Genomic DNA, 24790 nt, shown 5'->3' with positions numbered 1-24790 from the left:
ATAGCGTTCTCAGTAAGTAAACCGTAGGACTGATACAATTCTTTGAAATTGTCGCACTTGTATTTACAAGCATTTCATACTATAATGAAAACGAAAACACAACATGTCTATACAAGTTTAAAATAAATCATAGTCAGGAGCCTTATAAATGAACTTTCTAGTCCTTTCACTTACACAAGATGCCTTATATATTCAGGAAAAAGAACAGAGCAACCTTATTTTGGAACAAGCAATTTCTTTTTCTGATTTTGAATTCCCTAAAACTGCTGAAACTTTAGCAACCCAACTCAAAGAAGAGTTTCCAACTGCCAGAGGTGCTATTTTCAACGATATATCACCTGACTTTTACAAGAAAAACAAGCAAGTAAATCTATTGAATGTTGGACTTGATAACCTAATCAAATACTTTTCAGAACGCTTGAATTTTCCAATCCTTACAGCTTCTGAACTGGAAGAAAGTAAAGATTTAGCTACAGCATTTACTAAAAAAATGGAGTACTCTACCTGGAATTTAGATTATTTTGGTTATACACCAGGTAAAGAAGAATATTCAGTGGAATCCTTACTGACGATCGGTAACGGCTTTATGGGTTTACGCGGTACAGTCCCTGAAATGTCCCTTTCAAAAAATCATTATCCTGCCACTTATATTGCGGGACTTTACAATGAAGAAAAGTCAGAAGTTGCCGGTCAAATCGTTGAAAACGAAGACTTCGTAAATACGCCAAATAACCAATATATAAGCATCCAAGTCGAAGGGACTGATGAGTGGCTCACTCTTGAAAAATCCACCTTGCATTATCTGCATAGAAATTTAAATTTAAAAACAGGTTTATTTACTTCGACTATGGTCATTGAAGACACACATAAACATCAATTAACAATAACTGCTCAGAAAATAGTTAATATGGCAAAAATGAACAATTACAGTATCAAATACTCGATCAAACCTGTGAATTTTTCTAAAAACATTACGATCAAGACCACAACTGATGGATCAGTCTATAATTTCAATGTAGAGCGATACCGTAATTTAACAGCAAAGCACTTTCATATAACACAATTACTTGCAGAAAAAAACAACTCTATGATTGAAATCCAAACAAATCAATCAAAAATAAAAGTCCAACAAATAGCAACGATTACTGGTGACTTTTTTGAAGCGAGTGCCATAAAAAACTCGATTGGTGAAGAGCTAATAGAACAAGAAATCACTTTTTATGCTGAAAAAAATACAGCTTATACACTTGAAAAACAAGTCCAAGTTAAAGCTTCTATAGCTAAGGAAAGTTGGGAAACCCCTTCTCTTCCAGCCATTTCTTTTGACTCAGAATTTACCGAAAGTAAGCTTGCTTGGGATACGTTGTGGGAAAAATCAGATATCCAGATCACAGGAGATTTGATGTCACAAAAGTTGCTGCGTATCCATACGTATCATCTATTCGTTTCTGCTTCTCCGTTTAACAACAATGAACTAGATGTTTCTGTAACTGCTCGCGGTTTACATGGTGAAGCTTATCGAGGCCATATTTTCTGGGATGAAATTTTTATCTTACCATTTTATATTCTCCATTTTCCTGAAACAGCTAAACAATTGTTGATGTATCGCTATAATCGTTTAGGCAAAGCAAAAGAAAATGCTCGTGAAAGCAACTATGCTGGTGCGATGTATCCTTGGCAGTCGGGTCTTGATGGCAGTGAAGATACACAAAAACTTCATTTGAATCCATTAAATGGAGAATGGGGTGAAGATCACAGTATCCTTCAGCGTCACGTCTCTCTAGCAATTGCATACAATATCTGGATGTATTGGAACAACTCTGGCGACGATCAGTTCATTAAAGAATATGGTGCCGAAATGCTAGTAGAAATTGCAAATTTCTGGCGTAGCGCTGCCTCTTTTGATGACAAAACTAAACGCTACTCTATCGCTAAAGTGATGGGCCCTGATGAATTCCATGAAGGGTATCCTAATAGTACAGAAAGCGGCTTAAAAAATAATGCTTACACTAATCTAATGGTCGTTTGGTTATTTGAAGAATTAGAAGGTATCCTTTCACTATTAAATACGCAAGAACGAACAGAATTATTTAACAAGACAGGAATCACGCAAGACAATCTTGAAAAAATGAAAGACATTCGTAAACGCCTATCAATCGAGGTCAATGAAGATGGGATCATCGCCCAATATGAAGGTTACTTCGATTTAAAGGAAATTGATTGGGATGCGGCTCGTGCGAAGTATGGCAATATTTACCGAATGGATCGAATTTTAAAAGCAGAAGGTCAATCACCTGATGACTATAAAGTGTCAAAACAAGCAGATACATTAATGCTGTTTTATAATTTAAATAAAGAAAAAATCGATGAAATTTTAGAAGAGCTTGGTTATGAATTGCCTGCTGATTATCTTGAAAAAAATCTTTTATATTATTTAAATAGAACTTCACATGGTTCAACATTATCAAGAATCGTCCATGCACAATTAGCCGAAGCGGTATCTTTTCATGACCTATCTTGGACGTTATATCAAGAAGCTTTATACTCTGATTATCAAGATATCCAAGGTGGAACGACTGCTGAAGGAATTCATACAGGTGTAATGGCCGCAACCATTTACGTTACGTTAACTACGTATGCTGGAATCGATATTAAAAAGAACCAACTGACGATCCAGCCAAATTTACCGAAAAACTGGGAGGAAATGACCTTTAACCTTGATCACAAAGGAATTCACTATCAGTTGACTATTTCAAAATACACGGTTCAAATTTCTCCATCACAAGACACAACGGTCATCATCAATGGGCAACCTTATCCATTGATAGCCCATAAAGTAGCAAACATTAACTATTAAACAACAGACAGGAGAATACACATGAAAAAAGGCTTTGTTTTTGATTTAGACGGCGTTATTACCGATACAGCGAAATTCCATTATATTGCTTGGAAAGATTTAGCAAAAAATCTAGGCATCACAATCGATGAAGCGTTCAATGAAACATTAAAAGGCATCAGCCGCATGGATTCTTTAGAGAAGATTTTAGCTTATGGTCAACGAGAAAATGATTTTACTTTAGCAGAGAAAGAAGCACTCGCGCAAACGAAAAACGATGAGTACGTTTCGCTTCTAGCAGACCTTTCAGCGCAAGACTTGGTGCCAGGCGTTCATGACTTTTTAGTTCAGGCAAAAGAACACCACATTCCTTGTTCGATCGCATCCGCTTCTAAAAATGCACCGATGATTTTAGAAAAGTTAGGTGTTCTTGAATTTTTCGGGCATATTGTTAATCCGGAAACACTAAAAAAAGGTAAACCTGATCCGGAAATTTTTGTAAAAGCAGCAGCTAGTATCAATGTCGCCCCAAAAGATGCCATTGGTTTTGAAGACGCACAAGCGGGAATCGAAGGGATCAAGGCAGCTGGAATGTACGCTGTAGGGATTTCCCCAACAGAAATTTTAACAGGTGCTGACTTACAAGTTGCTTCCATGACTGAACTGGATATTGAGCAACTAATCAACCAATAAACTGAAAAGAAGAAGAAGCGAAAAACTTAAACGCTCCTTCTTCTTTTACATTTTCATGATGTTAAAACAAGTTTTTTCCATTTACGGATCTTCGTTCGAAAATTGGTGAATGGCGCAACTGTATTGATATGCACCCATTTATATAACGGCCACATTGCTTTTGTTGTAGCATAGTTTCTCTGACCTGCTTCGAATAACTCTTTATCCGAAAGTGTCTCCAACCATAAGCATACCTCATTAACCGATGCTCTCAACATTTCTCTTTGTTCAACAATACTATATTTCCCATACTTCTCATAAAATGACTGATACAAACCACCTAAATTATTCCATTTGTACCCTGGTGCAGGTGTTTCCACTATTTTTCCAGCTTGTTCCTCTTTTTCCCATTGAAGGATCAAATTCACCCAGCCAAGCTGATAAGACAGATTTTCAGAAGGCGTTTTGTCTACCTCTTCGATTCGTTGATTCTTCAACAATTCAGGTACTTGTTCAAATTCTTCATCATACTTCTCATATCTTTTTTTGATTTCGTCAATTAATTCCTCTTTAGTTGCATAAGTGCGCATAATTGTACCCCTTTCACGTTATCTTCTCTCTATTTTAAACCTTGCCACAATGTCAAAGTCAAGTGTACATATACAAATAAAAAATAGTATACTAAACTAACAACTAGACCATCTGTTCAAAGGAGAAAAATATGTTTAAAATCGGCGAGTTCTCTGAATTGACGAATATCAGTCCGCGCATGCTGCGACACTACGATAAACTAAATTTACTTAAACCTGTAATCAGTCATAAAGAAAATGGTTACCGTTACTATAAACCTGAACAAATCAATCAGGCCAATCAAATTCTTTCCCTTAAAAACATTGGGGTTCCGTTAAAGGACATCAAAGTACTTTTGGCTAACGAAATCAACCAAACAGACTACTTGATCAAACACCGAAAAAAAATCGAAACTGAATTAGCTGAAAAAAAGCTGCAACTTGCTTATTTAGATCGATTGGAAGAAAAAAATACTGCTTCAATCAGCAAAGCCGTAAACTATCCGATAGAAATAAAGACTATCAATGATAGGTTGGTTCTTTCCTATCGTCAAAAAATAGAGTCTTATTATCATGAGGAACAGCTTTGGCAGAAATTATTCTCTGAAATAAGACCGCAAGACTTAGCAAATTTAGGACCATCTATTGCTGTTTTTCATGGTGCTAATGCAGAGATTATAGATATCGAAGTGATGATTGGTATTCCTGATAAGCTTAAACCAACATACCCTCGCGCAACGATGTACTCAATAGGATTAGTCGCTTCTGTCGTTATGACTGGTGCCTATTCAACAATCCCTAACGTTCATGCAGATATGCTGGAGTGGCTCAAATTAAATGAATACATCCTCAATGGAAATATATTTAATATTTATCATTCCAGTCCTGCTACACAAGAGCAGGAGGAATTATATATTACAGAGGTTTGTTATCCTATAAAAATAAAAGCAGATCAATAAAAAGAGTGCGTGACAAAACTTAAACTCAGTTTTGTTTCGCACTCTAAAACTTAATAACCTATGCCTAAAGGTCAATTGCTCTAACCTAATCGACTTTTGTCTCAACCTCGTAGAGTAATTTAATTCAGCGTTCCTTTTAAAATCCGCTTTACAACACGAAATTCCTCATCTAAAAGAATTAGGTCAGCAGCAAATCCTACCGCAATCTTCCCTATGTTTTGTTCTCCCAAAATAGCAGCTGGTGTAGTCGCCCCCATTTTAATTGCATCATCTAGTAAAATGCCCATCTCCACACTCAATTTAAGTGCTTCATTCATCGTTACTGTACTAGATGCCAAGGTGCCATCTTTTAAGCGGGCAATTCCATTTTCTACAGTGACATGATGTCCGCCGAACTCATATGCACCATCTCCCACACCCATAGCCTGTAAAGCATCTGTGATCAAAACCATCCCATCCGATCCCTTTATTTTATACAATAAGCGAACGATTCCTGGGTGTAAATGAACCCCATCAATAATTGCCTGAACACTGACCTCATCGTTTTCAAGCGCTGCCGTAACCAATCCTGGTGCCCGATGATGGATCGGCGGCATTGCATTGAAACAGTGGGTGATGTGCGTTGCACCGTGTTGAAAAGCGACTTGCGCTTCTTCGTACGTTGCATCAGAATGCGCGATTGCAACAACAACGTTTTTTTCTTTTAGGTAGGTAATCAGTTCCAAACAACCTGGTAATTCAGGTGCTACAGTAACCATTTTAATTAAATCACCTGCTCGGTCAAAAATTATATCCATTTCTTTTAAATCAGGATTTCTAAGATAGTTTGGATCTTGCATTCCTTTTCTTTTACTATTTAAATAAGGACCTTCTAAATGAATACCTAAAATTTTTGCGCCTTCTTCATTCCCAATTACTTCTTTAGTTCGGTCGATCATTGTCAATAACGCTTCTAACGAAGAGGTTACAGAAGTCACTAAAAAGCCTGTACAGCCTGTTTCTAAACATTTTTTTGAGACTTCTTGAATACTTTGGGTCGTTCCATCCATCATATCAAAGTTATTAGCTCCATGAATATGGACATCGATCATGCCAGGAATCAGTAATTGCTTGTGACCATCGATTCGTTGATCCACAGCTTCGCTAGAAAAAGAATCATTTTCTGATGGTTCTATCTCTAAAATAATTCCATTATCTATCATGATATCTACTATTTCTAGGTTATCTCCTGTACTTATCGTTGCGTTTTGAATAAGGGTCTTCATTTTTTTCCACCTTCCACAAGAATGATTTTTACTTCGTCTTTTCGCAGTTGCTTGTTTATTGTTTCTGGTAATGTCTTATCTGTGATCAATAGATCGATGTTGGTAAAATCGAGTTTGAAGTTGGTTGTATTCCTAACCTTTGTACTATCCAATAAGACACAAGTCCGTTTAGCATTCTGGATTATCGTCTGCTTCAACTCAATATCTTCTAATTCAGAATAAAACAAACCTGATTCATTGATGCCGGATGCACCGATGAAGGCAATGTCAAAATAAAAGTTAGCCAACTGATTGATCACTGATGTACCATGCAATAAATGAGAAGCTGGGTTAAAATACCCTCCTAGAAGAAAAACTGCCTGCTCTTTACTTTTTTCTGTTGCTGATATGGCGTTGTCGATTGAATTGGTGACGACTAAGACATTTTTCTGAGTGAGTTCTTTCGCAATAAATTGAACCGTAGTGGAGACATCTAGCCAAATGGTTTGGTCCTCACTAATTTGTTGTACTGCACTTTTTGCGATTTGAATTTTTTCTGGACTGTTTACAACTAAACGCTTAGAATAGTCTTCGATTTTTGTCTTGATAATCGGCAGTGTAATTCCACCACGATACCTTTCAGCTAATCCCTCGTTGACGATCAACAAAATATCTCGGCGAATGCTGTCTTTAGAAATTTGAAAATACTCCGCTAGTTCAACTGCATCTAGTTTTTCTTTTTCTTGTAACAACTCTAAAATTTTGGCGATCCGTTCTTTTTGATTCATATACTACCTCCTGATTTATTTTGAGTATAACAAATAATCTCACTTTTGCATATTAATAAGTTTTTATATATCAAATCACAAGTTTTTGTAAGTTTTTATAAAAATAAAAAGACCTTTATCAAAAAAGTCTTTTCACAACTATATTTCTTTGGTGGTCGATTTTGTATAAAACAGGTTGACTGTACACATAAATGAAATCGTATTGTCTCTCAGTTTTTTTCCTGTAGATATGTTTTGCGAGTTGCTCAATGCTTTTTTCATCTTCACCAAATACAAAAATAAACAAATTATTTTCTTGATATACTTTGTAATTACCACTTTGCAGTTTCTCAACTTTATTGTCGTACGCTTCGATCAGATTAAACAATGAATGCCAGTTAGCGATGGAAATAGCAATCTTTTTCTTCGTATTGTCCGGTAAGGGCAAATTGATTCTAAGCACTTCATTTCCGTACCTTTCCTTGATGATTTCAAGGATTTGCTTATCGTTATGTATATTGATCGTATCAAGATTCAACGCTTTTAGTACACTTTCTTTGAGTGATTGAGTGACTTCTACTCCAATATTCTGAACTAAATTTTGAATATCTGGTTTATCTAACAAGATTGCCTTTTGATACTTCTCAGGTTCTGATTTTTGAAGTATCTCCAATGCTTTTCGCTCATCTGGCCGTTCCATTGTAGCCATATAATCACTCCTGCCCTACTTCTATTATAATCTCATTATACTAAAGTTAGTATAAATTGTGGGAACAAAAAAAAGCTGAACACCTGCTTATTGTTTTGCGTTCAGCTTTTCATTTTTTATCTATTCATTGAGCTTTTTTTATACCAGCCTATTGATGCTAAAAATACAAGAAAGAGTCCAGTGATCCAGAATCCGTTTGTACTTGAATCATTCGTTGCAGGTAGTTGTTTTCCTGTGGGTTTCGTCGTACCTACTGGTTTGACTGATCCCGTAGTGTTTTCAGAGATCGTTACTTTGATTACTTGAGTTGTTTCTTTTTTAGAAAATTCATAACCTGGATATTTCTCAGCTAATTTCTTCATTGTTTCATCAGACCAATTGTACGTAACTGTAAATTCAGTTGTGCCAGCCTTCAACGCTGTCCATTTGCCTGCAGCATCAACTTCAATGATTGAAGGGTCTTGAATAGCTGTAACAAAAGAACCTTTGGTATCATCGATTCCTTCGATTGGTTTCACTTTTAGTTGTCCAGTATCACCAACTTTGCCATTAATCGAAGTACTATCGATTGTTGGCGTAATATCTAATAACCCAGCTGGTTTCACTTCTACTTTTACCGAATAAGCAATATCTCGTCTAATCAATGTACTACCTGGATTTTTCTGTTCAATTGCCTTAAGTGATTCATCTGAAAGTTGGAAATCCAAGACAAATTCAGTCGTGCCAGGTTTTAATGCTGTCCATTTCCCATTCGCGTCAACAGAAATAATTTCTTTGCCAGCGCCTTCAGGAATATAAGCTAAATAGGTTCCTTTCAGATCTGCTACGCCCCCCATCGGAGCTACTTTAAATTGACCAGTTTCTCCAATTTTGGCATTCACTAAACCACTATTAAAGTTAGGTGTAATATCCACAGTCTTTTCTTCTGGTTGCGTTACCTCTACAGACAATTCCTGAGCGATATCTTGTTTGATCAATTGATGATCTGGATATTTTTCTTGAATTTTTTCTAAGGATTCTTTGTCCCATTCAAAATTCAATGTTGCTTTGGTTTTCCCAGCTTTCAGTCCTTGCCATTGCCCTTTTTCATTGATTGAAAGAATACTTTTATCTGCTACTGTGGTTTTGAACGATCCCTTGAGGTCTTTCATTCCCTCGATTTGTTCAACTTGTATTGTGCCCTTTTCACCAATGGTCGTTTTGATTTCTTTGATTTTAAATTTTGGTGTAATATCCATTTCCTTTTTTGCTTCAGTGACTTTCGTCTCTGTTTCAGATACCTCAGCTGTTTTGATTTCAGCCATTGTACTATCCTCTGTTGCAAATGAAACCGTTGAAAATGCTAAAAGCGTCGAACTAAATAAAATACCCAACATCAAACTTTTTACTGTTTTCATTCTTCTTCCTCCCAAGTTTTAAAAGCTTAACAGGCTCATTCATCCCAACTGAAAAATTGCAGGACCGTATTTTTGCTCAATCAATTCTTATTTTTTTGAGAATATCATTTCTAAGTGCTTAAAATGCTTAGAAATTGATGAGATTGAAGTAAAACATAATACTAGCCTGTGAAACTAGATATTCAAAAATTGTATACGCTTCAATCTTATCAAATTCTAATCAATAGGGCAACCACATGTTTATGATGTAAACACTTAATCTACGTTTTCAAACTCTAGTCATATAGACTTTTAAAAATTATCTTGCTAAATGCTTAAAAAAAAATAAACCACCTTTAAAAATTTATATATGAAAATACAATTTTTTAAAGGCGATTTTATTCTATTATTATTCGTTAAGCTCAATCAAACTGATTGTATTCATTCGTATTTTATTTCGGCATTACATCCGCTGGAATCGCAGATTGATATTTCTTTCCACCTACTGTTACTTGATGCTCTGCTTTGGCTTTTGCTACTAATTCAGGATTTGTCAGCAAATCATAAGCCGTAGTGGCAATTGTTTTTCCTGCAGCTAATAACCCTTTATGTGCTACAGAAGATTTACCATTAGCAACCCATTGCCATGAATGCGGCGGCGTTCCTTGCGGTTCACAGCCAACTAAAACTTGGGCTGTCGGACAAACCCAGCTCACATCACCGACATCAGTTGAGCCAGAAGTCGCATTTGAAAAGAATAATGGACTAATTTGATCTAAAACTGGCATTGTACCTAAACGTTCGATTTCTTCTTCACTTGCGTTAGGGTTACTTTGTCTGGCTCTAGCTTTCAGCCCTTCTTTTGTTGCCTCATTTAGGCTATCATAATATCTTTGGCTATATTCTTGATCTTCTTTGGTCAAGTTCATATTTCCAAAATCTTTTAAGTTTTCATACATTGCAGTTGTTACTGCCTGATTTGGTAAATAATTAGCGCAAGCAGAATCAAAAACGATCTCTAATTCTGTTTCCGTCATCAACGCCGCACCTTCTGCGATTTTGTTAACACGTTTGTAGATTTCTTCGGCTTGTTCTAATTTTGGTGCGCGGATAAAATAATACAAGCTTGAAGTCGGCTGTACAACGTTGGCAGACTCACCGCCAACGTCCATAAAGGCATAATGGACACGTCCTTCATCAATGATATGTTCACGTAAGAATTGAACCCCAATATTCATTAATTCCGCTGCATCAAGGGCGCTGCGCCCTTGTTCAGGAGCTGCTGCTGCATGAGCAGATATTCCTTTAAAGTTATAATAAATTTGATAAACAGCTAAACTACTTAATCCCCAAGCCATACTTGTATCCATCGGGTGCCACGAAAGAGCAATATCCAAGCAATCAAACACACCATCTCTAGCCATGAAGGCTTTTCCGTAGCCACTTTCCTCAGCAGGACAACCGAACAACTTGATTGTACCCGTTAATTTTTCTTGTTCCATCAAATCTTTAACACCAATAGCACCCGCTAAGGCACCTGTTCCGAGTAAATTATGTCCACATCCATGTCCGTTGCCGCCTTCATTTACGGCTTTTTGCTCACCTAAATCCGCGACTTGGCTCAAATTACCTAACGCGTCATATTCGGCTAAAATCCCAATAACAGGGCTTCCGCTTCCGTAAGTAGCCACAAAAGAATGCTCCATGTTGGCAACGCCTTTTTCAATTGAGAAACCTTCTTTTTCTAAAATTTCTAGAAAAGGTTTTACAGATTCACTTGTCGCAAATCTTGTTTCTGGTGTACCCCAAATCCGATCTGCTGCTGTGATAAATTGGTCTTTTTTTGCATCGATCAATGCTGAAATTTGTTGTTTTGCATCCATTCTTATGTTCTTCCTTTCTTAACCATAATCAATTTTCTCTTTAGTTAAAGCATACACGTTTTAAATTAGCGATCAATCCCAAATAATTCTTTAGCAATTCGCTTACCCGTTTTTGTTCCTGCTAATCCGCCGATGCCAGTCTCACGAATATCCGCTGGCATGCTTCGGCCAACGCGATACATTGTTTCCACTACTTCGTCGGCAGGTATCTCACTTTCGATTCCTGCTAAAGCCATTTCTGCTGCACTGATGGCGTTGGAGGTCCCTCCTGCATTTCGCTTGATACAAGGAATTTCTACCAATCCTGCCACTGGGTCACAGGCTAAACCAATCAAATTATTCAATGCAATTGCAAAAGCATGACTTGCTTGCTCAGGTGTTCCTCCTGCCATTTCAACTAATGCAGCGGCGGCCATTCCTGAAGCAGAGCCTATTTCAGCTTGACAACCGCCTTCTGCGCCTGAAATCATGGCATTATTCGCTGTGACAAACCCAAAGGCAGCGGCTGTAAATAAAAAGTTCAGCATGTCCTCACGAGTTGACCCAAACTTTTCACTAAATGCTAGTAAGACCCCTGGGACTACGCCCGCTGAACCAGCTGTTGGCGTGGCACAAATCATCCCCATCGCTGCATTCACTTCATTCGTTGCCACAGCATAGCATAAGGCTTTGACAAACGTATCATCCGTCAAAACTGTTTTTTTATCCAGATAAGCTTGCAGCTTTTTCGCATCATAACCTGTTAAACCAGAATGAGAGCGTACTCCTTGAACACCTTTGGCAGCCGCTGCTTCCATTGTTTCTAAATTTAAGGTCATTTGATTCATGATTTCCGTTCTGCTACGCCCAGATGTCTCTATTTCTTGTCGGATCATGATTTCGGATATCGTGCATTGATTATCTTTTGCACGTTGGACAAGTTCTTCAATTGATTCAAACAAAATATTCACGTCCTCTAATTTAGCCGGTCGTAGGCATAACTGCTGTAATTCCCGGTATTTCTCTGATTTTTTTGACTAACTTTTGACTAATATCGCTGACTGTTTCAACAAAGAATACTGTTTCTTGATTTAATTGTTGCACTTCGACAAAAGCTGGATTTTCCAGCGCCATTTCCACACAAGGAAGAGCAGATTCCTGATCTGCCGTAAAAACTAAACCATTGCCTTGGTCATGATTCAGCAATGTAGAATAGTGATTAATCTCCGTTAGCTGAATACTGCCTCCCCCAATCGAAATAGCCGTTAAATTTAGTTTTTCTTGTTCATCAATCAACTCTAAATTCACTGTATTGGCGTGTTCTGTTTCTTTAGCACTAACTAAAAATTCAATAGAAACGCCTTGTTTTTCTGCTATTTCAATAGCATCGGGAATTCGTTCATCATGTGTTTCAAATCCTAAAACCCCTGCAACAATCGCAACAGCAGTTCCGTGTCCTTTATACGTTTCCGCAAAAGAACCGAAAAATGTCACGATCAACTTTTTGGGCGTATGTTTATAAAGTTCTCTTGCCATATTACCGATCCTGACCGCTCCAGCTGTATGAGAGCTGGAGGGACCGACCATGATTGGGCCAATAATATCAAAGGCGCTTTTATATTTAAATTTTTTGTCTGACATTACGCTTCTTTTTTCACTCCTAATACACAAAGTCCGCAAAGTAGACTTGCTGCCGCCATGAAACCAAATGCGAGTGTAAATGAACCACCGGCCGCTTTGATCAATTGACCTAAAATCATTGGTGCTAAGAATCCACCTAGTGTTCCACCAGTATTGATGATTCCGATCGAAGAACCGATGATCGATGGGTCCATGATTTTGTGCGGCCACGTGAAGATTGCTGTAAAAGCACTAACCGAAACCATGCTGACTGCGATCAGACAGATCATCGATAAAACTAGATTATTCGATGCCACAAAAGCAGCAACTAAAATCGCGGCTAAAACTGTTGCACTAAGAATAAACATGCGTTCTTTCCCTAAAAATAGTTTTGATAGCAGTGCCCCTGCAAACATTGTTGCAGCTGTTTGGAAAACTGCATTGACTGCTAATAAATAACCGATTGTTTTAATATCGATCGCAAATTTTTGCGCTAAGAAACTTGGTAACCAAGACATATTTCCATAAAGTAAAAAGTTCAATAGCAACATTGCGACAAATAAGACTAATACATTGCGATTTGTAATTACTTGACTAAATTTAATGGCTGGTTTATTCGCTGAGCTAGTTTTTGCGCTCGTCGCTTGATTAGGAACGAATACAGCCACAAGAACCAGTGCTACCGCAAATAATGTTCCTAATGCTAGATAACCATAACGCCAATTTGCATTGATCAAATTGGTTCCTAAAGTAAAAGCTAAGATCCCGCCGATACCAGATGTTGAAAGGATCAATGACTGAATAAAGGTTCTACGCTCTTGCGGAAAATTGTCCGCGATCGATTTTGAACAGCTAGGCGGATAACCACCATGGCCAAGTCCCGCAAAAAAGCGGATAACCATAAATAACATCAAACTACTAACTGCACCAAATGCGAATGAGAAAATTGAAATAATTGCGAGTGATAACATTAACACTTTTTTAGCTCCGATTTTATCCGCTAACCAACCGCCAGGAATTTGCATCAATGAATAGCCTAGGAAAAAGAATGACATGATCATCCCAGTTTGACCAGCATCTAAATTAAACTCTTTGGCCATCGGCAGAACAGCTGTGGAAATCATGCTCTTATCCATGTAAATCATCGAATAGCCTGCCATTAAGGCAAAAATCAACCCAGCACTACTTTTATTCGTTACTTTTTCAACTTGTGTCTCCATTTTTTTCCTCCATTGTTCTAATATAAGAAAACGTTTTCCATGGGTTTATTATATAAAACAATTCACAAATATAAATTACTTTAATTGCTCAATATAGTCTTAATATTTTTAATCTACACATTTTAAAAAAAAGAAAGCAAAAAAGAACTAGTCTTTTTTGCTCCCGCTGCATCTTATTCAATTTATTTCCTCTTGACCTCACCTGAACGACGTTCTTTGATTTCATGTTCTTCCGAAATATTTTTTTGCTGTTGAGCGACATCATATATACGCACAGTACGATCTTGATTCATACCGCCAGATCCAGTATCAACCATTTTCCCCCAGCCCTTCTTTACAGGCGTTCGACCAGTCGCTCGTAATCGGTCATTCTTTTCTCTAATCTTTTTGTGCTTTCTTTTTCGTCGATCATCAAAGTAATCTGAGATTTTATCTATTATTTCCATATTATTCACCCCTTACTGGCTATATCAACTCTACAATCATAATATAGAAAAAACTAGCTAGCACATACAGGAGATAGACATTTCCAACCATTTCTCCTAAACGAATGTTTTGCCATTTATTAGAATACGTCTTTTGAAAGGTAATGACCAACATCGCTATTGTAAAAAGAAATACCAAGATGCTTCTGGAACTAAAAAATACGTTCCAATAAGGTGAAGCGGTGGTAATTTGAATTCTTGGTAAAAAATAGTAAATAACAATCGCTAAATTTATCCCAAAAGTTGAAGTATGTTGGGTCTTTCCCATCTTAACAGCCTCCCCTATCATTTGCTCAATAGATTATATTAAGTTTAGTATGAAAGCGCTATTCCGTCAATGATATCTTTTACCCTCTTCTACATTCTCTTAGTATAAAGGTTGAAACAAATACAACTGGCAAGCATTCAATGTCAGTGTAGCTTCTAACTCATAGCCAGCTGAATCGATCCACTCTTTTTTTAGTTCAAACTTTGGTACGATCTTTTGCTCCAAATATTTCTGTAATTCATGATCTAACTCTGCTTGACCGCCCATCCTGATCCAGTCATTGTAAATGCCGCCATGATCTTTATCCAAGACATATTCTCGAATCAAATAATTTCCTTTCGGCAACTCTTTTAAATGAACTAACATTTTTTTCGTCTGATATTGCACTTGAAACGTATCGACTGAGTAAAGTGGATCCAGGTAGCTAGAATTATATAATAATAGTTGGTATTGTCCTTGATTTCGCGTCAAAATATAGCCGTCTCCACTAGCAAGAAGTTCTCCTTTTAAATGATTTAAAAAACGGAGTGAAAAAAATAGCGGTCGTCGCAACTCTTCATAAAGAAAAACAGATAAACTGCTATCTTCTCTCGTATGTGTTTGCCGTTCTTTTACTTTGATGTTCAACCAAAAAGCAATACCCGTCACCTCGTTTGACAATTCAACGATCGATTCTAAAATCAGCGCTGAACGGAAGAACGTTCCAGAAAAAGTATTTCCTTCCCCAACTAAAGTGTTCCAGTCTGTTAAAAATAGCTCTGGTGACCAATCTGAAACCATCGATTTTTTTTCCGATTGGCTTGTGTTGATAACAGACTTCACTCGGCTTAAAATTTCTTGTTGATACTCTTTGAATCGTACCGCATGTTCATCTTTGATCAACGTCGACGCATACGGATCAGCATGAAAACTAATGAATCCCGGTAAACAATGCTGCAATGCTTGCTCAGAAATAAAAGCTTGATACTGCTGATATTCTTCTTCATCCAGTGATCGTAACGACATTAGCCCCAGCTTACATTCTGGAACTAATTGTTTCAACTTACGATAAAAATAATGATACCCCCAACGGCTTTCTTCATTCCATCTTCCACTTACTTTTGGAAGTGACCATTGAATATACCAATGATTCACTTCATCCCTTCCATAACGATTGAGAAAATGACGGATGATTTTCAATTGTTTATCACACCACAATTGAACCTCTTCTTTTTCAGTATAATGTTCTGGTAAATAGAGCTGGATCATCGGTTTCAACTGAATTCTCACTAAAAAATCAAACCATTGATTATTTAAAATATACTCTGATACTAACAAAACATCGTTATCAAAATTCGTTTCTTCGCAAAAGCCCTCGAATTGAACCAAATCAAAAGCTAAATCTTTTTGCAAAATACACAATTCACGTTGAACACCATTCGCTAATCCTTCACTTGCAGGACCGATCTTTATAATTTTTTTACCGCTTTGGTAATGCTCTTGGCGCTCTGTAGGCAACACTAACTGTAAATTCTGTTCAATCGCAGCATTTTCATCTTCTAAATCTTTTTCTACCAAATATCTTGCCAACTCTTGCAATGCAGCAGCGCCTGTTATTTCGTGATAATCAGCATTTTCCGTACTTGGCTTTTCTAGATCTTTCTGTAACGAGTATTTTTTACGATAATTAGCCGGCGTTAAGCCATAGTGCCTTTTAAATACTTGATGAAAATGTTTCGCATTAGAAAAACCATTGTTCAAAGCAACTTTAATTACTGATTGTGCGGTCAACATCAACGATTCTGCTGCATGCATCAAACGAATTTGGTTTAAATATTCAGTAAAGGTCATTCCCACTTGTTTTTTAAAAGAACGGGACAAGTGATAATAAGAGATTCCACTTGATTCTGCTAACGTTTCAAGTGAAATTGGCTGATCATAGTTTAATTGAATCTGATCCAGCAATTGATTCAAGCGCTCATCTGCTATCTCTGCCGTTACTTGAGGAGTTGGGACAACTTCTTTTTTAAATCCTTTGACCAACTTTGTCAAAACTGTGAAAAAGTGCTGATAAATTTCCAGTTCACTTTCATTATTCTGTTTAAAATAAGCTGCCATTAAATGAACTAAGGCTTCACGTAGTTGTTGAAATTTTTCTGACTCACTCCCTTTGTCGGCTCCTGATGTCGAACAATCGATAAAAGGCAACCAGTTGTCTTTAAATTGTGATGTGATCGGCGCTCTAGAAACGCGTAAAGATAGCAACAGATTCTTATCTGAGCTCTTTACCTGAAACTGCTGACGCGGATTGATGACTAATAAATCATCTGTCTGAAGCAGATAGTCTTTTCCTCCAGTCGTCACGACCATACTGCCGCTCAGCATGAGAAAAAGTGTTAAATAGTCACTAATCTGCGGCGGTGCATAACTTACCTTCATCAATGACAAATGAAAAGGAAATTGTTTCGTTTCTCCCATAAATTCAGCCTTCCTTACTTCCTGCTAGTTTGTTTATCAAAATATATCATCAAATCTTCAGTGAAACAAGTTGTCTTTTTAGCGGAAAATTGTCTATACTATGGATAATTTAAAAAATGAGAAGCTTTGAGATAGGAAGATAAAAATGAAAACAAGTCAAGGTGATGTGTTTAGACGACGGGAAAAATTGATTGAGCGGTTGAACACAGCAGACAGCCAAACTGTGAATGAACTAGCTGCATTTTTTGATGTTTCAGCCGTTACGATCAGACGAGATCTTCTTTTTTTGGAAAAGAAAAAGATGATCGAACGTTTTTATGGTGGTGTAAAATTAATCAAAAAACAGCCAGTATCACAGCCTGCAATTCAAGAAGAACGGGTATTTCCTGTTGCAGTATTCGTTGAAGAAATCGCAACTATGCTACCAAATAAGGCACAAATCTTCGTTAGCGCTGGAAATTTTTCTACAGCAATCATTCACGCATTATCTTTTCTTGAGGTCAGTGTTTTAACGAACGATGTTACAGCTCTTTCCATTGATCATCCTGAGAAAAAAGCCTTGATTACAATCAGCGGTGGTGAACTTGAGAAAAATACAAACGCGCTTGTTGGTGATTTTGCTATCCATGCTTTTAATAAAGTTGAGGCAGATCTTTGTATCGTTGAAGCTGCTGGTTTTAATACACATGAAGTAACGACCAACACGTTGAGCGAATCCTTTATTTACCGCACAATGATCCAGCATACCAAAGGACCAAAAATTGTTTACACCCCTTCTATTAACTTAGAATCAGTTAGCTCATTTATGATCGATAGAACCTATTTATTTGATTTCCTGTATACAGATAGCGCCATCTCTACAACTCTTTTGGCGAATTATCAAGCAAGAGGAATCCCCGTTAAAGTGTTATTTGAATAAAAACGGTATACTATAAGGGTTCGCTTTTCTTGTAGTAACCGTCTTTGAACTGTTCATAAAAATTCTTTCATGAACAGTTCTTTTGATTGTATTGAATTTACTCATATAATCACTTATTCTAAAGCCAAAGAAAACGCTTCACAAAAAAAGATATAGAATGGAGAAACCAATGACACATACATTTCCAAAAAATTTCCTATGGGGCGCGTCGATTTCCGCTCACCAAACCGAAGGCGCTTATCAAAGCGACGGTAAAGGATTAAGTGTGCAAGACACACGCCAAAGAGATAATCATGAGATCGCTGATTTTACAGTCGCGGTAGATCACTATCATCATTACAAAGAAGATATTCGTTTATTAGCTGAAATGGGCATCAAAATCTTTCGCTTTTCGATTGCCTGGACACGAATTTTCCCAACTGGACGAGGAGAGATCAATCAAAAAGGATTACAACATTATAGCGATGTGATTGATGAATTACTAAAATACGGTATTCAACCTTACATCACCTTGAATCACTTTGATTTACCTCAAGCATTAGAAGATGAAGGTGGTTGGAGTGTGCGCAGTACTGTGGATGCATTCAAACGATATGCTGAAACGTTGTTTGAAGCCTATGGTGATCGCGTCACACACTGGCTGACGATCAATGAGCCGAACATCATGCTTTTGGTGGACAAGAAAATCCTAGGTAAAGAAATTCCATTACAAGAAAAATACCAACAATTTCATCATCTAATGATCGCTGAAAAATATGCCTTCAAACGTTGCCATGAATTGATCGAAGGCGGACAAATCGGACCTGTTCCAAATATTTCTCTTGTGTATCCTGCAACCAGTAAACCAATGGATAATCAGGCTGCCCTTTATTTTAATAGTGTTCGTAATTGGGCCTATCTAGATTTTTCTTGCTTTGGTCGTTATAACGCAGTCTTTAAAGACTATTTAAACCGTAATGATATCACGATTGAATTTGCCGCTGAAGATCAAGAATTGATGGAACATAACTTCCCCGATTTTGTTGCTATGAATTTTTACACCACCGTCACTGTCGAAAAACCAACTGAAAAAGACGGTATGGCAAACGGCATCAGCGATCAGCAAAGCGAAGATATTATGGAGTGGGGCTTTTATAAAGGCTTCACCAATCCTTATTTGAAGAAAAATGAATTCAATTGGACGATCGATCCTGATGGCTTGAAAACCACTTTACAAACTCTGTATGACCGCTATCATTTACCAATCATTATCACTGAAAATGGTTTAGGGGCTAAAGATGAGCTGACAGATGACGGGAAAATCCATGACAGTTACCGTATCAATTATTTAGAACAACATATCGACCAATGTTTACAGGCTATTGAGGCTGGTGTTGACTTGATTGGTTATAGTCCGTGGTCAGCGATTGATCTGATCAGCGTTCATGAAGGCATCAGCAAACGTTACGGCTTTATTTACGTGGATCGTACTGAACACAATGAAAAACAACTCACTCGCTATAAAAAAGACAGCTTTTACTGGTACCAAACATTGATTGATACGAATCAGTTGCCCTCTTAAAGAAAGGAGAAAAAAATGAATAAAGTATTTACGTTTTTAGAAACAAAACTCATGCCCCCTTTGAATAAAGTTGCGAATTTGCGCTTTATTCGCGCGATTATGCAAGCTGGGATCATCACAGTGCCGTTTACGATCGTCGGCTCGATCTTTCTGATCATCAACAATTTGCCGCAGATCATTCCACCACTCGCACCGTTTTTTGAAAGTACGATTTTGAAATTCGCGCCAATTTATAGTGTGGCGACTACCATGTCGATCGGTTCAATTGCCATTTTTTACTGTTTAGCGACGGCTTATTATTTAACCGATATTTATCGAAAAGAAGAAAGTGATGGGCTGAGTAGTTTTGTTGGGGCGATTTTAGGGTTGTTTGCCTTTTTAATGACGATCGTCCAAACGGATATCGTTGATGGCGGTGCCCAGTTGATTCAATCAGAAAGTGAAACGTCGATCGTTTATAATGGGGTTGCGCTTGGTGGCTGGGTCACTCGTTTTAGTGGTGTTGGGATTTTTATTGGGATCATTACAGCAGTGATTGCGACACAAATTTATCGCTGGTGTGTGAAAAAAAATATTACGATTCGGATGCCAGAAGGCGTACCTGATGGTGTAAGTAAAGCTTTTGCTTCATTGATTCCTGCTATTTTTATTGCGTTCGTGATGTTATTTATCAATACGATTTTAGCGGTATTCCATACTGATTTACATGGATTATTATCAAAACCGTTTGAGTTTGTAAAAGATTTGACGGGTTCTTGGTTGGGAATTATTGTCATCATGTTATTGATCCATCTACTTTGGGCTGTTGGGGTTCATGGAACAGCTGTAATCAAAAATAGTTTTATCAATCCGATTTTATTGGTGGCATTGACTGAAAATATTGATGGCGGATCGAATATTTTCGCTGGCGATTTTGTCAATATGTATATCTTTATCGGAGGTGCCGGTAGTACACTTGGATTGGTTTTATTGATGATTTTTGTGGCAAAATCAGATCAGTTGAAAGTCTTGGGAAAAGCCGCAGTGCTGCCTGGTTTGTTTAATATCAATGAGCCAGTGATTTTCGGAGCACCAATCGTTTATAATCCTTATTTGATTATCCCATTTATTGTGACACCTTTGATCAATGTGACCATTGCTTATTTTGCTACTTCTCTTGGCTTAGTGAATAAAGTGATCACTGGGATTCCTTGGATTTCGCCTGTGGGGATCGGGGCATTTCTGGGAACTGGTGGTGATTTTAGAGCGGTGTTGATTGCGTTGATTAATTTGGCTGTTTCAATTGTTTGTTACTATCCGTTTTTCAAAATGTATGATGGGAAGCTGTATGGAGAACAGATGGCGGCTGTTGATAAAGATTAATTTTAAAAAAGATAGCGGTTCTGTAATAGAACTACTATCTTTTTTATTTTAATATTTTTGAGAAGGTATCATTCCCCATAAATCCTCGACACCGTATATCTATTGATCAACGGCGTCAGCAAGTTCATCACCAAAATCGCCACACCAATTCCACCAGGTAAGTCCAAACTAATCCTCAAGACCACTGCCAACACACCACAGCCGATCGCAAATATATACTTCCCTTTATCCGTCAACGGCGAAGTCGTATAATCCGTCACCATAAAGACTGCAGCAAAAATCAATGCCCCACTCAACAAATGAGCATTAGCAAATGAAAAATCAAACCCGCTATATAACAGAATTGCGCTATAAAACGAGCCTAATGTTAGAATAGGAACCAACGGATTGATGATTTTACGTGCAATCAAATAAACAGCTGATAAAAGTAACGCAAACTTACACGTCTCTCCAATCGGTCCACCTAAACCATACCCCATAAACAACTCAAACAAATCTGGTGTCGTGGGTGAAACCTCTCTAGCAAAATTGCCTAAATCAGCTAATGGTGTTGCTGTTGCGACAACATCTGGTTGCGGTGTAACCCAATTTGTGATCCATGGTGAGAAAAATAATTTCAATAATACACGAGCTGCCACAGCTGGGTTCAACCAATTTCTGCCGATCCCGCCAGTCAACTGTTTTACAACAATAATCGCAATAAAGTCTCCAATAAGCAATGTCCATAATGGCGCTGTCACAGGCAATGTCAAAGCCAAAAGCCACCCTGTGATCACCGCACTATAATCCGTTATCGTCACTTTTTTATGAACTATTTTCTGAAAAGAAAATTCCAGTCCTACACAGGCAACAATACTTACCACTACCATTACTAATGACCACCAGCCGAAAAAGTAAGTAGCGGCAATTGTTGGAAACGCTAAAGCAATCAACACTTGCTGCATGATCCACTGAGAGGTCCATTTTTCTCTAATATGAGGGCCCATAAATGGTCCCGTACTTGTATATTCTTTATTTACCATCATTGACTCTCCAATACTTTTTGCTTCGCCGCTCGGATATCACCTAAAATATCGATTTTTGACGGACAAATATACGAACATGCGCCACAATCAATACAGTTCAACACACCTAAGCGTTTTGTTTCTTCAATATCACCTGCTCGATACGCATTACTGATCGAGATCGGTTGTAAATTGACAGGACATGCGTTCACACATTCTGAACAGCGAATACAACTTTGCTCTTCAGGGATTTCCGCTTCTTCTCTAGTCAAAGCAAGAATCAAAGACGTTGTTTTTGTGACTGGTTCATCTAAATTTTGAATGACTTTTCCCATCATTGGCCCGCCATTGATCAATTTCATCGGGCTTTCAATAAAACCGCCACACGCTTCAATAACATGTTCGATCGGTGTGCCAATTCTTACGCGTAAGTTTTGAGGCGTCTTGATCGGTGTACCAGAAACCGTCACAACTCGATCGATCAATGGTCGATTTTCTTTCAACGCATGAAATGTTGCTAACACCGTTGATACATTCATGATTCCAACATTTAAGTCAATCGGCAATTTCCCTGCTGGCAGCTCTGTTCCAAGGACCGCTTTAATAACGATCTTTTCAGCCCCTTGAGGATAATGATTCGGCAAAATTTTCAGTTTGATACGGTCATTATCGATCTTAGCATTCAGTTTTAGGATTGCTTCTTCCGATGAACTTTCGATTGCAATCACACACTGTTTGATTGATAGCATTTCTTGAAGCAGACTGATTCCTTCGATAAAATCATTCAGCTGCTCAATAATAATTCGTCTATCAGCCGTAACAAAGGGTTCACACTCGACCGCGTTAACGATCAACGTTTCCATCTGCTGATGTTCTTTGAAAAGAAATTTTACATCTGTTGGAAAACCAGCTCCGCCCATGCCGACAATTCCGTTGTTTTTAATAAGATCAACTATGTTTTCATTCCCTGATTGTGGTATTTCATATGTATCTTTAAAATCATTTTTGATGACTACAACTGACACTTCGTTTACTCCAATGATTCTTTGCTCAATTTTTTCAACAGTTCCTGAAACTGAGCTATGTATGTTGGCTGAAATCAAGCCATCTTTTGCGCCGATCAATGTTCCTATTTTCACTTCTTGACCAATGGAAACAACAATTTTTGCAGGTTTACCGATATGCATATTCATTGGTAAGATAATCTGCTTGGGAGCACTTAGCTCTGTGATTGATTCTAGCTTGGTTAGCCACTTATTTTTTTGAACCATAACACCGCCAAGCTTTCCTTTCATTCTAAAAAACATTGATTTTCCTTCCTTCTAATTCAAAATTTCTTACTTATCTGTAAATAAAAAAATAGTACACTAGTGCAATCGCCACCACGACTAATTGGATCGTTAAGCCCCAGATTTCGTATTTTTCTCTTTTCATGATTGCTCCTTTTAACGTTCTATTTTTAGAATCAAATACCTATTAAATTCAGCATATCATCAAAATTTACAACTCAGAATTATTTTTTTCCGTCAATTGCCGAAAGATGAGCTTGCGATTCACTTTATAAGACGAATATTCAGCTTCTTTTTTATAATTAAAATAGATAAACCGTTTTCCAATTGTCAGTACCAGGCATTGCAAACGATTTTCTTATAAAAAAAAGACTGAAAATCAATATTTTCCTGTTATAAAACTAATTTTGATATTTTTTTACAAAAAAAAGGCGACAAACGTTATTTCACTGTATATTTCCATACCGTGAAATAATGTTTGTCGCCGTGTATCCATTAAGTTTTAACGACGCTTCGTTTCAAACAATGGGCTAACTGGTTTGTTCTCGTGGATACGTTTGATGGCATCCCCAATTAATTCACCCACGCTGACTTCATCGATTTTATCGATTTTTCTATCATCAGAAAGGTAGATAGAATCCGTCACAACTAAACGTTTGATAGCAGAATCTTCAATGCGTTGTAACGCAGGTCCTGATAAAACAGGGTGTGTACATGACGCATATACTTCTTTTGCACCTGCTTCTTGTAACGCATTGGCAGCAAGTGAGATCGTTCCAGCTGTATCGATCATATCATCGATCAATACACATGTTTTTCCTTCTACATGTCCAATAATATTCATGACTTCGGCAACATTTGCTTTTGGACGACGTTTGTCGATAATAGCAATTGGCGCTTTCAGATACTCAGCTAATTTGCGGGCACGAGTCACACCGCCATGGTCAGGAGAAACAACAACAACATCATCACCTTGAATACCATGCTCCATAAAGTAATCTGCAATTAATGGTGCTCCCATCAAATGATCCACTGGAATATCAAAAAATCCTTGAATTTGCACTGCATGTAAATCCAATGTCAACATTCTAGTTGCTCCTGCTTTTTCAAGCATATTTGCAACAAGTTTCGCTGTAATTGGTTCACGGGCACGTGCTTTACGATCTTGACGTGCGTAACCATAATAAGGCATTACAACATTGATTGTTTTAGCACTGGCACGTTTTAAAGCATCGATCATGATCAATAATTCCATCAAGTTATCATTGACAGGACTACTTGTTGATTGAATAACATACACGTGAGAACCACGAATACTTTCTTCGATGTTTACTTGAATTTCACCATCGCTAAATTGATTTACAGAAGATTTTCCTAATTCGACACCGACAGCTGCTGCGATTTTTTCCGCTAACGGACGATTCGAGTTAAGAGAAAAGATTTTCAATCTTGGATCAAAATAATGTTTTGACATGGGGACCTCCACTTTCTTTTACTGAACAATAGTTTCCTTATAAATAGTAGTCACTTTTTCAAAATAAATCAAGTGATTTTGGAGCATTCCTCTAAATTAATACGATTTTCTAATAAAAACCTGCATGTACTCACTTG

Annotated in this window: 22 protein-coding genes; 6 read left to right on the top strand and 16 right to left on the bottom strand. The window is 37.5% G+C overall.

Features of this window, described 5'->3' with window-relative positions:
- The first annotated feature begins 148 nt into the window (after positions 1 to 148).
- Both AC4BB7_RS00765 and pgmB read left to right on the top strand, forming a co-directional pair.
- The gene (locus tag AC4BB7_RS00765; protein ID WP_490484063.1) at positions 149 to 2857 is read left to right on the top strand and encodes a glycoside hydrolase family 65 protein; all 2709 of its coding nucleotides are present in this window, start codon (positions 149 to 151) and stop codon (positions 2855 to 2857) included.
- Positions 2858 to 2878: 21 nt separating this feature from the next.
- Positions 2879 to 3529 carry a beta-phosphoglucomutase gene (gene pgmB / locus AC4BB7_RS00760; protein ID WP_490484062.1) on the top strand — a complete coding sequence of 217 codons (651 nt, stop codon included), beginning with the start codon at positions 2879 to 2881 and terminating at the stop codon, positions 3527 to 3529.
- A gap of 53 nt (positions 3530 to 3582) precedes the next feature.
- On the opposite strand, the gene AC4BB7_RS00755 is transcribed toward pgmB, so the two are convergent.
- Complete coding sequence (locus tag AC4BB7_RS00755; protein WP_086315029.1) at positions 3583 to 4098, bottom strand: ClbS/DfsB family four-helix bundle protein; 516 nt, start codon at positions 4096 to 4098, stop codon at positions 3583 to 3585.
- 131 nt (positions 4099 to 4229) lie between these two features.
- Between AC4BB7_RS00755 and AC4BB7_RS00750 the strand changes: the two genes are divergently transcribed.
- Positions 4230 to 5036 carry a MerR family transcriptional regulator gene (locus AC4BB7_RS00750; RefSeq protein WP_490484061.1) on the top strand — a complete coding sequence of 269 codons (807 nt, stop codon included), beginning with the start codon at positions 4230 to 4232 and terminating at the stop codon, positions 5034 to 5036.
- A 119-nt stretch (positions 5037 to 5155) separates the two neighbouring features.
- Here the strand turns inward: AC4BB7_RS00750 and nagA are convergent, their stop codons facing one another.
- The 12 genes from nagA to AC4BB7_RS00690 form a co-directional block, all read right to left on the bottom strand.
- Positions 5156 to 6301, bottom strand: a complete 1146-nt coding sequence (gene nagA / locus AC4BB7_RS00745; protein WP_490484060.1) for an N-acetylglucosamine-6-phosphate deacetylase — start codon at positions 6299 to 6301, stop codon at positions 5156 to 5158.
- Positions 6298 to 7068 (bottom strand): DeoR/GlpR family DNA-binding transcription regulator, encoded by a 771-nt coding sequence (locus AC4BB7_RS00740; RefSeq protein WP_490484059.1) that lies wholly within the window; start codon positions 7066 to 7068, stop codon positions 6298 to 6300. Before AC4BB7_RS00740 ends, nagA begins: the two co-directional genes overlap by 4 nt.
- Positions 7069 to 7186: 118 nt before the next feature.
- Entirely contained in the window at positions 7187 to 7756 is a 570-nt protein-coding gene (locus AC4BB7_RS00735) for a hypothetical protein (protein WP_490484058.1), read from the bottom strand.
- A 116-nt stretch (positions 7757 to 7872) separates the two neighbouring features.
- The gene (locus AC4BB7_RS00730; RefSeq protein ID WP_490484057.1) at positions 7873 to 9153 is read right to left on the bottom strand and encodes an LPXTG cell wall anchor domain-containing protein; all 1281 of its coding nucleotides are present in this window, start codon (positions 9151 to 9153) and stop codon (positions 7873 to 7875) included.
- A 431-nt stretch (positions 9154 to 9584) separates the two neighbouring features.
- Positions 9585 to 11015 carry an amidohydrolase gene (locus AC4BB7_RS00725; protein WP_490484056.1) on the bottom strand — a complete coding sequence of 477 codons (1431 nt, stop codon included), beginning with the start codon at positions 11013 to 11015 and terminating at the stop codon, positions 9585 to 9587.
- A gap of 65 nt (positions 11016 to 11080) precedes the next feature.
- Positions 11081 to 11956 carry an L-serine ammonia-lyase, iron-sulfur-dependent, subunit alpha gene (gene sdaAA / locus AC4BB7_RS00720; protein ID WP_490484055.1) on the bottom strand — a complete coding sequence of 292 codons (876 nt, stop codon included), beginning with the start codon at positions 11954 to 11956 and terminating at the stop codon, positions 11081 to 11083.
- 19 nt (positions 11957 to 11975) lie between these two features.
- Positions 11976 to 12635, bottom strand: coding sequence for an L-serine ammonia-lyase, iron-sulfur-dependent subunit beta (gene sdaAB, locus AC4BB7_RS00715; protein WP_490484054.1), 660 nt, complete (start codon positions 12633 to 12635; stop codon positions 11976 to 11978).
- A complete protein-coding gene (locus AC4BB7_RS00710; protein ID WP_490484053.1) occupies positions 12635 to 13834 on the bottom strand; it encodes an MFS transporter in 1200 nt (399 codons plus the stop codon). Before AC4BB7_RS00710 ends, sdaAB begins: the two co-directional genes overlap by 1 nt.
- Positions 13835 to 13922: 88 nt before the next feature.
- Positions 13923 to 14060, bottom strand: coding sequence for a hypothetical protein (locus tag AC4BB7_RS00705; RefSeq protein ID WP_490484052.1), 138 nt, complete (start codon positions 14058 to 14060; stop codon positions 13923 to 13925).
- Complete coding sequence (locus AC4BB7_RS00700) at positions 14017 to 14280, bottom strand: hypothetical protein (RefSeq protein ID WP_490484051.1); 264 nt, start codon at positions 14278 to 14280, stop codon at positions 14017 to 14019. The genes AC4BB7_RS00705 and AC4BB7_RS00700 overlap by 44 nt, the downstream gene beginning before the upstream one ends.
- 19 nt (positions 14281 to 14299) lie before the next feature.
- Entirely contained in the window at positions 14300 to 14587 is a 288-nt protein-coding gene (locus AC4BB7_RS00695) for a hypothetical protein (protein ID WP_490484050.1), read from the bottom strand.
- Positions 14588 to 14686: 99 nt separating this feature from the next.
- Positions 14687 to 17044, bottom strand: a complete 2358-nt coding sequence (locus AC4BB7_RS00690) for a helix-turn-helix domain-containing protein (protein ID WP_490484049.1) — start codon at positions 17042 to 17044, stop codon at positions 14687 to 14689.
- Between the two features lie 145 nt (positions 17045 to 17189).
- Between AC4BB7_RS00690 and AC4BB7_RS00685 the strand changes: the two genes are divergently transcribed.
- From AC4BB7_RS00685 to celB, 3 genes are all read left to right on the top strand, one after another.
- Positions 17190 to 17963 carry a DeoR family transcriptional regulator gene (locus AC4BB7_RS00685; RefSeq protein ID WP_490484048.1) on the top strand — a complete coding sequence of 258 codons (774 nt, stop codon included), beginning with the start codon at positions 17190 to 17192 and terminating at the stop codon, positions 17961 to 17963.
- 169 nt (positions 17964 to 18132) lie between these two features.
- Entirely contained in the window at positions 18133 to 19524 is a 1392-nt protein-coding gene (locus tag AC4BB7_RS00680) for a glycoside hydrolase family 1 protein (RefSeq protein WP_490484047.1), read from the top strand.
- A 15-nt stretch (positions 19525 to 19539) separates the two neighbouring features.
- The gene (gene celB, locus AC4BB7_RS00675) at positions 19540 to 20886 is read left to right on the top strand and encodes a PTS cellobiose transporter subunit IIC (RefSeq protein WP_490484046.1); all 1347 of its coding nucleotides are present in this window, start codon (positions 19540 to 19542) and stop codon (positions 20884 to 20886) included.
- 68 nt (positions 20887 to 20954) lie between these two features.
- On the opposite strand, the gene AC4BB7_RS00670 is transcribed toward celB, so the two are convergent.
- The 3 genes from AC4BB7_RS00670 to AC4BB7_RS00660 form a co-directional block, all read right to left on the bottom strand.
- Positions 20955 to 21908, bottom strand: coding sequence for an RnfABCDGE type electron transport complex subunit D (locus tag AC4BB7_RS00670; protein WP_490484045.1), 954 nt, complete (start codon positions 21906 to 21908; stop codon positions 20955 to 20957).
- A complete protein-coding gene (rsxC, locus tag AC4BB7_RS00665; protein WP_490484044.1) occupies positions 21908 to 23197 on the bottom strand; it encodes an electron transport complex subunit RsxC in 1290 nt (429 codons plus the stop codon). Before rsxC ends, AC4BB7_RS00670 begins: the two co-directional genes overlap by 1 nt.
- Before the next feature lie 484 nt (positions 23198 to 23681).
- Positions 23682 to 24653, bottom strand: a complete 972-nt coding sequence (locus AC4BB7_RS00660) for a ribose-phosphate diphosphokinase (RefSeq protein ID WP_086314993.1) — start codon at positions 24651 to 24653, stop codon at positions 23682 to 23684.
- Positions 24654 to 24790: the final 137 nt, after the last annotated feature.

The sequence above is a fragment of the Enterococcus sp. AAFC-DPL-5182 genome, assembly GCF_058216605.1.
The sequence above is the reverse complement of the archived record's forward strand: the minus strand, read 5'-3'. Positions and strand labels throughout refer to the sequence as shown.